The 16636-nt window shown below is 48.9% G+C and carries 14 protein-coding genes, 1 pseudogene and 1 riboswitch; of the genes and pseudogenes, 7 read left to right on the forward strand and 8 right to left on the reverse strand.

All coding sequences use genetic code 11. The features are described from left to right. The first annotated feature begins 7 nt into the window (after positions 1-7). The 5 genes from baeS (at position 8) to yegS (ending at position 6448) form a co-directional block, all read left to right on the forward strand. Positions 8-1381 carry an envelope stress sensor histidine kinase BaeS gene (gene baeS / locus A7983_RS01735; RefSeq protein ID WP_005970086.1) on the forward strand — a complete coding sequence of 458 codons (1374 nt, stop codon included), beginning with the start codon at positions 8-10 and terminating at the stop codon, positions 1379-1381. Positions 1382-1414: 33 nt separating this feature from the next. After that, positions 1415-2143: an envelope stress response regulator BaeR gene (gene baeR, locus A7983_RS01740; protein ID WP_005970088.1), complete on the forward strand. Its 729-nt coding sequence runs from the start codon at positions 1415-1417 to the stop codon at positions 2141-2143. Between the two features lie 368 nt (positions 2144-2511). Further along, positions 2512-3471 (forward strand): glutathione S-transferase family protein, encoded by a 960-nt coding sequence (locus tag A7983_RS01745; RefSeq protein WP_005970089.1) that lies wholly within the window; start codon positions 2512-2514, stop codon positions 3469-3471. A gap of 195 nt (positions 3472-3666) precedes the next feature. Next, complete coding sequence (gene trhP, locus A7983_RS01750) at positions 3667-5028, forward strand: prephenate-dependent tRNA uridine(34) hydroxylase TrhP (RefSeq protein WP_005970091.1); 1362 nt, start codon at positions 3667-3669, stop codon at positions 5026-5028. A gap of 520 nt (positions 5029-5548) precedes the next feature. Next, the gene (yegS, locus tag A7983_RS01755) at positions 5549-6448 is read left to right on the forward strand and encodes a lipid kinase YegS (protein ID WP_005970093.1); all 900 of its coding nucleotides are present in this window, start codon (positions 5549-5551) and stop codon (positions 6446-6448) included. A 13-nt stretch (positions 6449-6461) separates the two neighbouring features. On the opposite strand, the gene psiE is transcribed toward yegS, so the two are convergent. From psiE to thiM, 3 genes are all read right to left on the reverse strand, one after another. Continuing rightward, positions 6462-6869, reverse strand: a complete 408-nt coding sequence (gene psiE, locus A7983_RS01760) for a phosphate-starvation-inducible protein PsiE (protein WP_005970095.1) — start codon at positions 6867-6869, stop codon at positions 6462-6464. 421 nt (positions 6870-7290) lie between these two features. Continuing rightward, complete coding sequence (gene thiD / locus A7983_RS01765; RefSeq protein ID WP_005970097.1) at positions 7291-8094, reverse strand: bifunctional hydroxymethylpyrimidine kinase/phosphomethylpyrimidine kinase; 804 nt, start codon at positions 8092-8094, stop codon at positions 7291-7293. Further along, positions 8091-8885, reverse strand: coding sequence for a hydroxyethylthiazole kinase (gene thiM, locus A7983_RS01770; protein WP_005970098.1), 795 nt, complete (start codon positions 8883-8885; stop codon positions 8091-8093). Before thiM ends, thiD begins: the two co-directional genes overlap by 4 nt. Positions 8886-8922: 37 nt before the next feature. Then, positions 8923-9019, reverse strand: a riboswitch (TPP riboswitch). A gap of 331 nt (positions 9020-9350) precedes the next feature. Between thiM and A7983_RS01775 the strand changes: the two genes are divergently transcribed. Continuing rightward, entirely contained in the window at positions 9351-10256 is a 906-nt protein-coding gene (locus A7983_RS01775) for a LysR family transcriptional regulator (protein WP_005970099.1), read from the forward strand. A gap of 35 nt (positions 10257-10291) precedes the next feature. On the opposite strand, the gene A7983_RS01780 is transcribed toward A7983_RS01775, so the two are convergent. The 5 genes and pseudogenes from A7983_RS01780 to A7983_RS24105 all read right to left on the reverse strand — a co-directional run. Next, on the reverse strand, positions 10292-11638 hold the full coding sequence (locus A7983_RS01780; protein ID WP_005970100.1) for a 2-hydroxycarboxylate transporter family protein: 1347 nt from the start codon (positions 11636-11638) through the stop codon (positions 10292-10294). Positions 11639-11714: 76 nt separating this feature from the next. Continuing rightward, positions 11715-12560 (reverse strand): fumarylacetoacetate hydrolase family protein, encoded by an 846-nt coding sequence (locus A7983_RS01785; protein WP_005970102.1) that lies wholly within the window; start codon positions 12558-12560, stop codon positions 11715-11717. Between the two features lie 18 nt (positions 12561-12578). After that, the gene (leuD, locus tag A7983_RS01790) at positions 12579-13190 is read right to left on the reverse strand and encodes a 3-isopropylmalate dehydratase small subunit (RefSeq protein ID WP_039478161.1); all 612 of its coding nucleotides are present in this window, start codon (positions 13188-13190) and stop codon (positions 12579-12581) included. 2 nt (positions 13191-13192) lie between these two features. Next, the gene (gene leuC, locus A7983_RS01795; protein WP_005970104.1) at positions 13193-14611 is read right to left on the reverse strand and encodes a 3-isopropylmalate dehydratase large subunit; all 1419 of its coding nucleotides are present in this window, start codon (positions 14609-14611) and stop codon (positions 13193-13195) included. Between the two features lie 493 nt (positions 14612-15104). Continuing rightward, positions 15105-15230, reverse strand: a pseudogene (locus A7983_RS24105) (IS5/IS1182 family transposase); the annotation flags it as partial. Positions 15231-15326: 96 nt separating this feature from the next. Here A7983_RS24105 and ahr point away from each other — a divergent pair. After that, positions 15327-16346 (forward strand): NADPH-dependent aldehyde reductase Ahr, encoded by a 1020-nt coding sequence (gene ahr, locus A7983_RS01800; protein WP_005970105.1) that lies wholly within the window; start codon positions 15327-15329, stop codon positions 16344-16346. Positions 16347-16636 lie beyond the last annotated feature (290 nt).

A 16636-nucleotide genomic window follows, 5' to 3' on the forward strand; every position in this document is an offset into this window, starting at 1 on the left:
GGTCGTTATGAAATTTGGAATCACTGCCAAGCTGTTTCTCGCGATTTTCGCCACCTGCATGCTGGTGCTAGTGACCATGCACTGGGGCGTGCGCGCCAGTTTCGAACGTGGCTTTATCGACTACATTAAGCGCGGCAATGAGCAGCGGGTTACGCAACTGCGCGATGCGTTGGCGGAGCAATACCAACTGCGCGGCGGCTGGTCATTCCTACGCAACAATGAGCGTCTGGTGTTCAAGATGCTGCACTCTATGGATCAGAACAATGACACCGATACCGACAATAGTATGCAGGGATGGCGAGTGCGCCTTTGGGTGCTGGATGCCAGTAAACGCAAGCTGTTCGGATCGCCGGCACCGATACCTAATGAAGGCACCTGGCAGCCGATTCAGGTGCAAAATCAGACCGTCGGCTGGATTGTCGCCTCGCCTGTTGAACGACTGACCCGTAACGCCGATATCAGTTTCGATCAACAGCAGCAGCGCACCAGTTGGCTGATTGCCGCGCTATCGATGTTGCTGGCTATCATCGCCACCTGGCTGACCGCCCGTGGCCTTCTCGCGCCCGTAAAACGACTGGTCAACGGCATGCACAGTTTGGCTTCGGGAGATTTCAGCACGCGCGTAACAGCAAGCTCGCACGATGAGCTGGGCAGGCTGGCACAAGATTTCAATCAGCTTGCCAAGACGCTGGAAAAAAACGAACAGTCACGCCGCGCGTTTATGGCCGATGTCTCCCACGATCTGCGCACGCCGCTGGCGGTGCTGCGCGGCGAGCTGGAAGCCTTGCAGGATGGCGTGCGCAAGCCCGATGCGCATTCCCTGCATTCGCTCCAGTCTGAGGTCGCAACACTCACCAAACTGGTGGACGATCTGCACCAGCTCACCTTGTCCGATCGCGGGGCGCTGGCCTACCGCAAAACGTCTGTGGATATAGTGCAAACCCTGCATATTGCTATCGCCGCGTTTCATGAACGTTTCCAGAAAAAGCAGATTACGCTGACCACCGATTTCCCGCTTCAGGCTGGCGTTTTTGGTGACCCGGATCGGCTAAGCCAGTTGTTTAATAATCTGCTGGAAAATAGCCTGCGCTATACTGACGAACAGGGTCAACTGACCCTTTCCGTTGTTCAGCGACATAAACACTGGGCCATTATCTGGCAGGACAGTGCCCCCGGCGTAACCGATGAGCAGCTCACGCTGATTTTCGAGCGTTTTTATCGGGCGGAAAGCTCACGCAACCGCGCCAGCGGCGGATCTGGTCTGGGGCTGGCTATCTGCAATAATATCGTTGAGGCACATAACGGACGGCTGTATGCTGAACATTCACCATTAGGGGGAGTGATGATTACCATTGAGCTTCCATCGCACGTACCTGATTAATTGCTATTCCTGAAACCGAAACTAAGCAGAGCTATGACAACCGCATCCGATTTCGCTATGGCATCACCCATTTTGATCGTCGAAGATGAGCCCAAATTGGGGCAACTGCTGGTGGATTACCTTCAGGCCGCAGACTATGCCACGCACTGGTTGCCCAACGGCAATGATGTCGTCGAGTGGGTGCGGCAGCATTCCCCTTCACTCATTTTGCTGGATTTGATGTTACCGGGTTGTGACGGCCTGACCCTCTGCCGCACCATACGCCAGTTTTCCAACGTGCCGATTATCATGGTCACCGCGCGCAGCGAAGAGATCGATCGCCTGCTGGGGCTGGAAATTGGGGCTGATGACTATATTTGTAAACCTTTCAGCCCGCGTGAAGTGGTGGTGCGCGTCAGAACGCTGCTGCGCCGCTGTGGCTGGCAAAACGACGGCGTGAAAGCCGCAGAGAAAACTGAAACGGCCTTATTAATTGATAAGAGTGGCTTTCAGGCCAGCTATCTGGGGCAGAATCTCGATCTCACGCCAGCAGAGTTTCGCCTGCTCAAGACGCTCTCCAGCGAACCAGGCAAGGTGTTTTCACGCGAGGCGCTGCTGGATAAGCTTTACGATGATTATCGCGTCGTGACCGATCGCACCATCGATAGCCACATCAAAAACCTGCGCCGCAAGCTGGAACAGTTGGATGAAGAGACCTCATTCATCCGCACGGTGTATGGCATCGGCTATCGCTGGGAAGCCGCCTCCTGCAATGAGGTATAACCTCTGCGTTTTCCATCTCGAAGAACGGTTAAAGCAGCGTTGGATCGCGGACGGCGAGGTTTCCGATTCTGCGCCCTACGGCCTGCTGGCGGCTGAGCGCTATCCGCCACCCTCCCATGCCAGTCAAAAATACTGTCCGACTTAATGAAAATTTTGTCATTTTTTCTTTTCCCACGGCTGTTACCATTTCAAGCCTACAATAATGACAGGTCTCCATCCGCATCAAATGCGGGCACAGGTCACCTGCAACACCATTGATTTTTTAACGTCATTGATTTTGAAAACAATTGATCTTCAAAATAACCGATCTTCGAAGCAGTTGTTTTTCAAAAGAATGGGGCTTGAAAACAATAGACAGGGGAAAAAATATGTCAGGCTTAGTTGATGGCAAATGGGTTAACGGCGATGTCGCAGTGGAAGAAATCAAGAACGGCGCATTCCACCGCGAAGAAACCAAATTTCGGCAAACCGAACTGGTGCCAGAAGCTGGGCGTTACCAGCTTTTTGTTTCCTATCTCTGCCCATGGGCGTCACGCACGCTGATTTTCCGCAAGTTGAAAGGGTTGGAGAACGTTATCCCCCTCTCAATTGCCAAACCACGTATTGCCGATAACGGGTGGGAATTTGACGCTCCACAGGATGCTGGCGAACACGTAGGCGAGATTCACTATCTGCACCAGTTGTACACCGCCAGCGTACCGAACTATACCGGAAAGGTCTCGGTTCCTGTTCTATGGGATCGGGTGGAAGGCCGTATCGTAAACAATGAATCAGCAGATATCATCCGCATGCTGAACAATGAGTTTAACGATCTGACAGGCAACTACCTCGATTTCTACCCATCGGAACTGCACAGCGAGATCGACCGCTGGAACGAAACCGTGTACCACAACGTCAATAACGGCGTGTATAAAACCGGGTTCGCTAAAACGCAGGAACACTATAACGATGCGGTCACCACACTCTTCGCTACGCTGGATGACCTGGACGCTCGTCTGAGCAACCATCGTTACATACTGGGTGATACGCTGACCGAAGCCGACTGGCGTCTGTTTGTCACGCTGATACGTTTTGACGTGGCCTACCACGGTGCGTTCAAATGCAATCTAAAACGCATTGCCGACTATCCGCACTTATCAAATTACCTGCGCGAACTGTATCAGTGGTCAGGCATTGCGGAAACGGTCAATATCGACCATATCAAAGCCGGTTATTACGGTATTGCCTGGCTGAACCCGACACAGATTGTGCCGGTTGGCCCACAGGTCGATTTATACCAGCCTCACAATCGGAATACGCTTGGCACATCGCGTATCTCCACGCGTTAATACGGCAAGATCTGGCCTGCTCTATCTATGGCGGGCCACTCTTTATTTAGGTCAAAAAAATTGATTTACGTCAAACAATAGACCCACTTTTCGTGTGTCGTCTACTGCAATTTCCCCCCATTAGCGCTAGAATCCTCCGCCTTTACTGTTCCCACCGTGGAGCAGCCTGACTTGTGATCAGAATCGAGAGATACCATGTTTAAACCGGAACTGCTTTCTCCGGCCGGTACGCTGAAAAATATGCGCTACGCCTTTGCCTATGGCGCAGACGCGATTTATGCCGGTCAACCTCGCTACAGCCTGCGCGTGCGCAATAACGAATTCAACCATCAGACGCTGGCGCAAGCCATTAATGAAGCGCATGAGCTGGGCAAAAAATTCTACGTGGTCGTTAACATCGCGCCACACAACGCCAAGCTGAAAACCTTCCTGCGCGATCTGCAACCCGTGATTGAAATGGGGCCGGATGCGCTGATCATGTCCGATCCAGGTTTGATCATGCTGGTGCGTGAAAACTTCCCACAAATTGATATCCACCTTTCTGTTCAGGCCAACGCGGTTAACTGGGCCACGGTGAAATTCTGGCAGCAGATGGGGCTGACGCGTGTGATTCTGTCGCGCGAGCTGTCACTGGAAGAGATTGCAGAAATCCGCCAGAACGTCCCGGATATGGAACTGGAGATCTTCGTGCACGGTGCGCTGTGCATGGCCTATTCCGGCCGTTGCCTGCTGTCCGGTTACATCAACAAACGCGACCCGAATCAAGGCACCTGCACCAACGCCTGCCGTTGGGAATATAAGGTTCAGGAAGGCAAAGAGGACGAGGTCGGGAACATCGTTCATCAGCACGAACCTATCGCGGTGAAAAATGTTGAGCCCGCACTGGGCATCGGCGAACCGACCGATAAAGTCTTTATGCTGGAAGAAAATATGCGCCCCGGCGAGTACATGAGCGCATTTGAAGACGAGCACGGCACTTACATCATGAACTCCCGCGATCTGCGTGCGATCCAGCACGTTGAACGCCTGACGCAGATGCAGGTTCATTCGCTGAAAATCGAAGGACGCACCAAGTCATTCTATTATTGCGCTCGTACCGCACAGGTGTATCGCCGCGCCATCGACGATGCCGTCGCGGGCAAGCCGTTCGACCCGACACTGCTGGAAACGCTGGAAGGTCTGGCGCACCGTGGCTATACCGAAGGCTTCCTGCGCCGTCACGTGCATGAAGATTACCAGAATTACGACTACGGCTATTCCGTTTCCGATCGTCAGCAGTTTGTCGGTGAATTCACTGGCGTGCGCCGCGATGGGCTGGCGGAAGTCGAGGTGAAGAACAAATTTTCCTGCGGCGACAGCGTAGAAATGATGACGCCAAACGGCAATATTCAGTTCACCATCGAAGCCATGCAAAATACCAAAGGCCAGCCGACCGAGGTTGCGCCGGGTAACGGCCATATCGTTTATCTGCCAGTACCGGATGACGTCTCGCTGGATTACGCGCTACTGCTGCGCAATCTGCCAGGCACCACCACGCGTAACCCTAACGCAGAATAATCAGTAAGACCGCCGGATGCCCCAATCATCCGGCGGCGCTTCCCGCCACCTTCCCGTTCATAGCCGCAAGTAGCATAGAAAGTCATCAGGTATCGTTACAAAGCTCAGGGTTTTTAACGAATATTAGAAACAGATCACATCAATTCGCTAGCCTTGTGGTTAATATTGCGTCGCTGAGAAAACATAGAACGAAAAATAAGCGTAGTGATACTACTAGGAACCACCTCCTTGGCCAGCTCAATCTCCCTTGAGCTGGCTTTTCTTTTTCTCTCGATCACGTATTTCCCACCTCAAATATACCCTAAATAATTCGAGTTTCAGGAAGGCGGCAAGAGAGGGAATCCCGATGAGCTTACTCAGGTAAGTGATTCGGGTGACTGAACGCAGCCAACGCACATGCAACTTGAAGTATGACGGGTATATTCACCGATTCTTCTGATGTCTACCTCCCGATTTAATGACTATGATTAACTGCAACGTTTCTGTATTAACGGCAACATCGCAGCCAGAGAAAGACGCCATGGAAAAAAATCCAATCACACTGCTGATTTTGAATGGGAAAAGCGCGGGTAATGAAGAACTTCGCGAAGCCATCGGTGAGCTACGCAAGGACGGCTATACGCTGCATGTCCGCGTCACCTGGGAATACGGTGATGTGAAGCGCTACGTGGAAGAGGCAATCCAGCTCAACGTCGATAATGTGATCGCCGCCGGAGGCGATGGCACCGTCAATGAAGTCGCCACAGCACTAGCCATGCAACCGGAAGCGGTTCGTCCGTGTCTGGGGATAGTGCCACTGGGCACGGCCAACGATTTTGCCACCAGTTGTCAGATTCCGATGGAGATGCACAATGCGATGACGCTGGCGATCAAAGGCCGCGCTACCGCGATTGATATCGCCAAAGTCAACGACAGCCACTACTTCATCAACATGGCAACGGGCGGGTTCGCCACACGCATCACGACGGAAACCCCCGCCAAGATGAAGGCCGCGCTGGGGAGCGCCTCTTACGTACTACACGCGCTCTTTCGCATGGACATGCTGCAAGCCGAACGCTGTGAGATTCGCGGGCCGGATTTTCACTGGGAAGGCGATACGCTGGTTATCGCGGTGGGGAATGGCCGTCAGGCAGGCGGCGGGCAGCAGCTTTGCCCGGAGGCGCTGGTTAACGATGGGCTGCTGGAACTGAGCGTGCTGTCAGCAACCGAGCTACTGCCCAATATGCTTCAGGCCTGGTTTACCGGCAGCGAAAACCAGAACATGATTTCCGCTACCCTGCCCTGGTTGGAGATCACCGCACCAGACGATATGACGTTTAATCTGGACGGCGAGCCACTTACTGCCAAACGCTTCCGCATCGAGGTGCTTCCCGCAGCGATCTACTGCCGACTGCCGCCTCAGTGCTCGCTGTTGGAATAACGACGCGTTTTGATTATTCCCGCTTCAGGCGATTACTGTTTGCCAGGTATAACGTCACCACCAGCAGCAGGATCGCCGCTGAATACACCAGCGTATCCGATGGGCTTTTGTGATCGACAATAATCAGGCGAATGATGGCCGTGATGCCGATGTAGATAAAATAGCGCAGTGGGAAGTGATAGCCGGACTGGAAATACTTCACGATTAGAGCAATAAACTCAAAATAGAGAAAATAAATCACAATGCCCTCTATCAACTGATAGGAGGAATCTTTCTCGCTGGAGATCAGCAGCACCTTCGCCAGATGAAACGTTTCTTTGACTAAAAAAATCACCAGAATGGTCGCCAGCGCCAGCAGGCCGATATTGAGTATCGTCTGAAGCGCCTTGGCAGCCATTGCACTGCGAGCAGAACCTGCCATATGTTATCCCCACACCCTATTTCACATTAACACCAAGATTTCACAGCAAAGTAACCGGATGCCCCTGCACTGTCACGCCGAAATACACTTAATTTAGTTTGAAATTACTGACAAAGATGTCACGCAAAGTACAAGTCGATTTACTTATACCCATCATACTTCAAGCGGCGTGTGCGTTGGCTTCACTTACTCACCCCGGTCACTTACTTGAGTAAGCTCCTGGGGATTAATGAACCTCATAAATGAGGTTCCCCCTTCGGGCCAGCGCTAGCGCTGTTCAAATCGGTTTAAAACCAATTTGTCGCGCGATTGCCGCGTTACAAGGCCATAAATGGGCCTTGCCCTAAAGGGTCAACGCAGAGCGTTGTTCAAAACGCTAACGTTTTGTCACGCCACTCGAATTATTTAGGGTATGCAATGTTTACCACCAGCGATGGAAATGATGAACGGGACCGATTCCGTGCCCGACCTCCAGTGTGTCGGCCTGCTGTAACGCCTGCTGTAAATAGTCCTTCGCTACCTTAACTGTCTCGCTCCAGCTATCGTGACGCGGTCGCAGCGCAGCCAGCGCGGCAGACAACGTGCAGCCCGTGCCGTGCGTGTGACGCGTATCCACGCGCGCCGAGCTAAAGCGCTGTGGGTCGGCCTGTCGGCTGAACAGCCAGTCTGGACTTTCCGCTTCACTGAGGTGACCGCCTTTCATTAACACCGCCTGACAGCCCATCGCCAGCAGTGCTTCCCCCTGTTCACGCATGTCCCGTTCATTGGTGGCAGGTGACGTATTCAGCAATGCGGCGGCTTCTGGCAGGTTGGGCGTAATCAGGGAAACCAGCGGCAACAGCTCACGGCGGATCGACTCCACCGCCTCCGGCGCGAGTAGCGGATCGCCACTTTTCGCTAGCATCACGGTATCCAACACCACGAAAGGGACCGAGTAATAGCGCAAGCGCTCGGCAACGGTTTCGACAATATCGGTCTGCGCCAACATCCCAATCTTGGCACTGTCGATGCGCACATCGCTCAACACGGAATCTAACTGTGCCGCGACAAAATCCGGCTCAATTCGGTAGACGGACTGCACGCCGAGCGTATTTTGCGCCACTAGCGCGGTAATGACCGACGTGCCATAAGCGCCCAATGCAGAAAACGCTTTTAAATCCGCCTGAATCCCCGCACCACCACTCGGATCGGTGCCAGCAATCGTCAAGGCATTGATACGCTTCATGCCAGATCCTCCGCATGCAGGGTATAGAGTCGATCGAGGAAGTTGGGAATAAAACTCCCCGTACCTTGCGACGCCAAGGCCGCCTGCTGCCCCGCTAACGCCATGACATAGCACGCCGCCGCCACATGGGATAAGCGATCACCTTCCAGAGAAGCAAATCCCGCGACCACCGCCGACAGCGCACAGCCTGTACCGACCACGCGTGTCATCATGCTATCGCCGCCGGCTACCGCCATATCGCGCTCACCGTCCGTGACATAATCCACCGCGCCGGTCACGGCAACAATCGTCCCCACCTGCCGAGCCAGTTCGCGCGCAGCGGGTAACGCGGCAAGGGAATCATCGGCGCTATCCACGCCCCTCCCCTGTGCGGCTAACCCAGAAAGCGCCATGATTTCAGACGCATTGCCGCGGATAGCCGCTGGTTTCGATGCCAGCAATTCCCGGCAAAATTCAGTACGGAAGGTCAAACCGCCTACGGCAACCGGATCGAGCACCCACGGTGTTCCCGCCTGATACGCGCTGCTTACGGCTGCCCGCATCGCCTCGGCACGCGTGCGTTCCAACGTACCAACATTAATCAGCAGCGCATCCGCCATCACGCTGAACTGCGCGGCTTCATCGGGATCGACCACCATGGCGGGCGATGCATTCAACGCCAACAACACATTAGCAGTAAAAGATTGCACTACATCGTTGGTCAAACAGTGTACCAGCGGTGAAGCAGAACGAAATTGAGTGAGTGAGGTTGCTGCCTGAGCGGCAGAAAAGTCGGCGGGTTGCGTGCTCATAGGTCTCCCAACCGGCGTGGAAGAAGGCGGCAACCGGTGGGGCATACCGTGACTTCCCTACGCTGGCATTATCCAGATCAGGTGGTACGGGTATTTCTCAGCCTTCACAAAGAAGGGCACCCCGAGTCATGTGTTTACGCTTTGCAGCATAAGTAAGTGCCCCCCGTAAAGCAAGCGCCAGTTCGTCTCGTTCCACCACCGATAAAAAATGAGAAACTACAGTCCGTTGTGACATAGAGAAAAACGCCATCCCCCTTTAGACTGATTTATCAAACCCATACTGAGGATCAGGGATAGAATGGTCGACGCTGAGATTGATCCGGTAATCAATACAATTTGCCTAAAGTGAAACGGTAATGTGGGACGTTATTTAGCAAGATACGGATCGCGCAGTTCAGCAGTTTTACGTATTGATATAATGCGATATAATTTAAGAATTATATATTGTTGGATTGTATGACGATAATGAAAAACAAATGGCCTCAGATCGAAGATTTTAACGTTTTTTTGACCGTGGTCAGAACCAGTAATTTTTCCGCTGCCGCTGTCGAACTGGGTCTTTCGAATGCATATATCACGAAAAGAATTAACATTCTTGAAAGTGTTTTGGGGGTAAAGTTATTTCATCGTAATACTCGTGAAATAAGGCTTACAAGCGCAGGTGAAGTAGCCAGAGTTCAAGCTGAAGAATTAATAAGAAGTGCAAGAAATTCTATCGAGCAAATCCAGGATGTCAGAAATGACGTAATGGGTAATCTTCATATTTCAAGTTCATTTGGATTCGGAAAGAATCATCTGGCTCAACCTTTTTCCTCTTTTTCAAAAAATAACCCACACTTAAAAATAAAATTGACGCTAACAGATACAAAGCTTGATCTAATAAAGGAAGGCATTGATCTGGAAATCATGGTTGGAGAGAATTTTAACGATAGATATTATGCGAAAAAAATTGCAGATAATAAAAGGATACTCTGTGCCTCACCTGATTATTTTGCAGACAAAGATATGCCAACCATTCCTGAGGAACTGGCTAATCATAGTTGTCTGTTTTTGCAGGAAAAAGGCCAGACATTTGGGCTGTGGCGGCTTTACAATGGGATAAACCTGCAAACTGTACGTGTTAATGGGGATCTATCATCCAACAATGGTGAGATAATTATGCAGTGGGCTCTGGCTGGCCACGGCATAGCATACAGAAGTCAGTGGGATGCCAGAAAATACATTGAAAACAAACAGCTTATTCATATTCTTCCTGATTATTATGAGCAAGCATCTGTCTGGGCCGTTTACCCCACCAAATTAGACGACTCGTTGAAGACCAAGAGATGTGTTGAGTTCCTTGAAGAGTATTTCAGAGACATAAAACTATAAACAGCCACAAGAGTAGCTGTTTATTTATACAAATATCAGGAAAATGCGGCTAATAACATCGTTGCAAGTATTACGGTAAAAGCGCCACCAATACGCGTGGAAATCTGAGCAAATGGCATAAGTCCCATACGGTTCGAAGCAGACAGAATGGCCACATCACCAGTGCCACCTAACCCACTATGGCAAGTTGTCACTATCGAGGCTTCAACCGGATACATGTTGAGGTATTTCGCCATAAAGAAACTCACCATCGCCATTGAGAGCACAACTGAACCACACACAGCCACATAACCTAATGAGAATACCGCAACAACGCTTTCCAGTGGTACATAGAGCATTCCAAGGCCGATCATCGTAGGCCAGATGAGGGACGTTGAAATGAGCTTATAGCAAGATTTTGAGCCATCAATCATACGGTGAGGAATGATATCAATATATTTGCAGATAACGGCAAGGACAATCATCAGTACCGGTCCGGGGATGTGTAGGATTTTTTCAAGCAGTCCACCCACAATAAAGAAACAACAAATTACCAGCAAACCAGCGCCCATTAATGGGAAATCTGTGTTGCCATTCCCTTCCGAGCCAAGGTTGTTGAAAATCGCATTATCTTCAGCAGTACGGATGAGCATCCCGTCACCACTTAACGTAGGTTTGACGCTACCTAATTTTGCCAGGAAGCCAGCACAAACAATGGCAAAAATATTACCGATGACTGCGGCAGGAACCAGTTGAGCAACGTAGATATCCGGCGTGGTGCCAAGGATGGAAGAGTAAGCCAGAGAAAGAGGTAAGATCCCCTCACCGATACCGCCACCAATTATCGGAACGATAATATAGAAGAAGGTATGGTACATACTGTAACCAACCAACTCTCCAACCATCAGGCCAACGCCTACCGCAGTTACAGTACCGACAACCAGCGGTACAAACATTCTGATCATACCCTGTACCAGAATAACACGATGCATTCCGAGAATACTGCCAACGACAAGGGTAGCAATGACAAAATACAGGAAGTTGGCATCTTTCATAAGAACATGCACAGAATCCAGCACGTTCTTAGGAATATAATGGTAAAAAACCAGAATCGATGGAATCATCAGGCAGAAAATTGCCGGGCCACCAATATCCTTTATAATTGGGATATTTTTCCCTACAGTTGAAAGAATAAACCCCAGAGACATTATAATTGCAAGACCACCAATCATATTTTTTGGTAACGTGCCAAAAAATGCAGCCGCACCGATAATAATACACATAACTAAAAAAAACAGAGCAGGTATGGAACAAATTTCTTTAGAAAAAAAGAATTTTTTTGAATTAGTTAGTCCAGATGCATCATCACATTTAGACAAAATCTCTTCTTGAATATTATTCATTATATTCACCTGTATAACACGTAGGGTACACACTTATCCCAAATGAGATAAGTGTTATTTTTAGTATTTATATTTATTAAGCTATTATTGTTTCGCGAATATGATTACGCAGACGTCCTAAACCTTCAATCTCTACTTCAATACAGTCACCCTCTTTCAAAAAAAGAGGTGGTGTTCTTTTTTTACCGACTCCGCCTGGGGAACCCGTTATAATTACATCCCCAGGACTAAGTTGGGTAAAAGTGCTAATATATGCAATAAGATAAGGTATCTTATGAATCATATTCTTCGTATTATCATTCTGCACTTCTGTGGCATTCAGGAAGGTGCGGATTGAAAGGTTATGCGGATCGTGAATTTCATCCTTCGACGTCAGATAAGGACCAAACCCGCCAGTTTTAGGCCAGTTCTTGCCCGCAGTATACCAGGTATGTTGCCAATCACGGGCTGAACCATCCATGTAGCAACTATATCCAGCAATGAAATTAAGTGCATCATCTTCAGAAACATGGAAGCATGTTTTACCGATGATAACCGCTAGCTCACCTTCATAATCGAACTCATGCGACTCAGCAGGCTTGTTGATATAAGTAAGATGTCCTGTCTGTGAGTCAGCAAATCTTACAAATAAAGTAGGTTCTGGATTGAGTTCATTGAACTCAGCACGTTTTTCAGAGTAGTTCATCCCCACACAAATGATTTTGGTGGGGTTATCAATAACCGGAAGATACTCAACCTGATCAATTTTATAATCTATCTTATCTGTAGATATTCCTGCTAATTCAGAGATGTCTTCATTTTCCAGAAATGTCTTCAGCGATGGATACTTATTGCCGTATATCGCACTGACATCAATTATCCCCGTTCCTTTCACAATACCAAATTTGTGTTTACCATTTAATTTAAAATTAGCTATTTTCATTATTCACTCTCAAGCTTTTCAGCTTACTCTGTGCCATGGATTTTCCGAATAATATTCATTTTCAAATTGGATAATTTCATCCCTAAAGGATAATGTTAAGCCAATTGCATCCAGACCTTTTACCAGCATCTCCTTCTTCAGTTCATCTACATTAAATGTAAAATCTTCTTTTTCGGTACTGATGATCTGGTTCTCAAGATCAATCAAGATCTCATTTGTCTCAATGTGGGAAATAATCCTAGCCAGTTCACTCATTTTCTCTTCCGCAAGAGTGATAGTCAGAACGCCATTGCGTAGGCAATTATCATTGAATATTCCCGCAAAAGAAGTGCCAATCAGGGCACGAATACCTAATTGTTTCATCCCCCATACAGCATGTTCACGGCTGGAACCGCACCCAAAATTTGGTCCGGTAATCAGGAATTTTGAACCCTTCCATTGAGGTGTATTAAGAATGAAATCTGGATTTTCAGTGCCATCAGCATTAAATCTCAGGTCGTAAAAAAGGCCTTTATCAAGCCCCTGCCGATCAATACCTTTAAGAAACTGTTTAGGCATAATGACGTCAGTATCGATATTAGCAGCCAGCATTGGAGCGGCCAGTCCTGAAATTTTCTTAAACGTATCCATCATTAAACCCCGGTAAAATAGCGAACATCGGTTAAATGACCAGCGATTGCAGAGGCTGCAACCATTGCCGGACTCATAAGGTGTGTACGTGAACCCGCGCCCTGTCTACCGGCAAAATTGCGGTTGGTACTTGAGGCACAGCGATCTCCTGGGGACAGAACATCTTCGTTCATGGCCAGACACATGGAGCAACCAGACTGGCGCCATTCAAAACCAGCATCCATAAAGATTTGAGCCAGACCTTCTTGTTCCGCTCGCTCACGAACAAGGGAAGAGCCAGGAACAATCATGCCGCGCACGTGTGAAGCCAACTTTTTACCCTGAACAACTTTTGCAACTTCGCGTAAATCCTCAATACGACTGTTGGTGCACGACCCAATGAAAGCGTGGGAAATTTTAATTTCAGTGAAAGGCGTTCCTGGCTTTAGATCCATGTATTTCAGGGCAGTGAAATAATCTTTTCTCTTTTGCTCGTCCGAGATAATTTCTGGATCCGGAACAGAACTACTGATTGCACCGGCCTGGTCGGGACTAATTCCCCAGGTAACAAAAGGTTCTACTGTAGAGCAGTCGATATAAATCTCTTTATCGAATGTTGCATCAGGATCGCTACGCAACTGCCGCCAGTTGGTAACCGCGTTATCCCACATCTCGCCCTTCGGGGCTCGTGGGGTATCTTTCAGATACGCGAATACCTTGTCGTCCGGTGACATAAATGCACCTCGCGCACCGGCTTCTACGGCCATATTGCAGATAGTCATGCGTGCTTCAACGCTCAGGTTATCAATGACGTTTCCACAAAATTCAATGGCATAACCGGTAGCACCGTCTGCGCCAATGCGTGCAATAAGCGCCATAATGACATCTTTTGAAGTTACCCCCAGGCCGAGAGTACCTTCCAGGGTGACGCGCATATTCTTGAGTTTCTTATATACCAAGGTCTGCGTCGCCAAGAGGTGTTCAATTTCGGAGGTTCCAATGCCGAAGCCAAACGCGCCCAGTGCTCCATAAGTCGTGGTGTGACTGTCCCCTGCAGCAATAATCATTCCGGGCATGGCAAGGCCCTGCTCGTGCGCGACCACATGTTCAATACCCTGGCGTTTATCCATGACATCGAATAATTCAATATCAAAGTGCTGGCTGTTCTCCCTGAAGTAGTTAACCTGCAACGTGCCGCCAGGGTCCGTCATGAGCAGATCGCGTGATGGGCGAGTCGGATTTACATGATCTACGTTAAGCAGAATAGATTTTGGATTCCAGACCATACGGTCATTTTCACGCAATCCACTAAATGCCTGCGGGCTGGTATATTCATTCAAAATTGAACGATCAATATATAAAAGAACATTGCCTTCATTATCGAACTTTTTAATTGTGTGTGAATCAATATGTTTGTCGTATAGCGTTTTACTCAGATTCATGATCTTACCTACATTGCTCACGGGTTAAGTTAATACCAGTATAAGCATCGGGTTAATCGTGTATATCCATTACCGAACTCATATGATGAAAAACACTTTTTACAAAATGTAAAACATAACCTTAACCATATAGATCAAGTGGTTATTGTTATATATCCAATTTTATATAAATTAGATATTTGAAGAATTCAATGCTAAGGTAGATTCATTTTTCGCCTGACAATAACATTCGTATATATTGTGTCTGTGATCATGTTTTCAGCTATGCCAGATTTTAATCTGGCTTGGACTAGCTCTGGAACTGAGGGCGGTGGCCTTCAGATAATTGATAACGCTCCCGGTGATGACTTATCTATTTCAGATACCAAAATCTTTAGCACAAGGTACGGTATTGATAATACTTATTCCTAACGTATTGCCAAGTCTTCTACAACATCAAAAAATAAACAACATTATGATGTTGATTGAAAATTACGTAACCTAATAAATAACCTCATTTTCTGATAAAAAGTCGGATACAGACTAATTTCACGAGCAAAAGATAGTTCCTGGCTGTTTTCTCATAGCGGGTAGCAACCCGGCGATACGCTTTTAAAAGACTCAAGCATCTTTCAACAATATGATGGGAAATGAAAAACCACAGGCCGTTGTAACATAGAGAAAAACGCCATAACCCTTTAGACTGGTTAATAAAACCCATACTGAGGAAAATGTGATGACAATAATCAAGAGTTATGCCGCGCCGAAAGCAGGTGCAGCGCTGGAGTTGTATGAGTTTGATGCGGGAGCACTACAGGCAGAAGACGTCGAAGTCGTGGTTGAATACTGCGGCGTATGCCATTCCGATCTCTCGATGATCGATAACGAATGGGGAATATCGAGCTATCCACTGGTTGCCGGGCATGAAGTCATTGGTCATGTACACGCACTGGGCGAAGCCGCAAAGAACAAAGGATTAAAGATCGGTCAGCGCGTCGGCATTGGCTGGACGGCACGTAGTTGTGGGCACTGCGATGCCTGTATCAGCGGCAGCCAAACCAATTGTCAGCAAGGCAGCGTGCCGACGATCCTGAATAAAGGCGGTTTTGCCGATAAAATTCGCGCAAACTGGCAATGGGCTATCCCGCTTCCTGATTCCATTGATATCGAATCTGCAGGTCCGCTACTGTGCGGCGGCATCACCGTCTTCAAACCGCTATTAATGCACCATATCACCGCGACCAGCCGTGTCGGCGTGATCGGTATCGGCGGTCTGGGGCATATCGCGATTAAGCTCCTGCACGCGATGGGTTGTGAAGTCACCGCATTCAGTTCTAATCCGTCCAAAGAGCAGGAGGTGCTGGCGATGGGGGCCGATAAAGTCGTCAATAGCCGCGATCCGCAGGCGCTAACTGCTCTAGCTGGCCAGTTCGATCTCATCATCAACACCGTGAGCGTCGATCTGGAGTGGCAGCCCTACTTCAACGCGCTCGCTTACAACGGGAAGTTCCATACCGTTGGTGCAGTGATGAAACCATTTAGCGTTCCGGCCTTTACACTTATCGCAGGCGACCGCAGCGTTTCCGGTTCTTCTACCGGCTCACCGCATGAACTGCGCTCTCTGATGAAGCTCGCCGCGCGCGCCAACGTGAAGCCGCAGACGGAACTGTTCCCGATGTCGAAAATCAACGATGCTATCCAGCACGTGCGTGACGGCAAAGCCCGCTACCGCGTCGTACTGAAAACCGATTTCTAATCGGTAAAGACATCAGCGGGCGAATACGCCATATACCGTATTCGCCCACATTAACATTGCGTTGCCTGTTATTTTTTCTTGTTCTGCTACTGTAGTGCACATAGTTTCATTTCCTGACGTAAAGTCAGAACATTGCCATGTATTGACGCCATCAGAAATAGCATTGCCTTTTACCCTGGTCTTCCCCCCGCTAATTCCGTCTAATATTCCGACCAATATTCACGAACCAGCCTGATTTTTATCCGTCACAACCTTATCGGACAAAAAAATTAATATTCTTTACTTTCACA

This window comes from Pectobacterium wasabiae CFBP 3304 (assembly GCF_001742185.1).
In the GTDB taxonomy this organism is placed as follows: domain Bacteria; phylum Pseudomonadota; class Gammaproteobacteria; order Enterobacterales; family Enterobacteriaceae; genus Pectobacterium; species Pectobacterium wasabiae.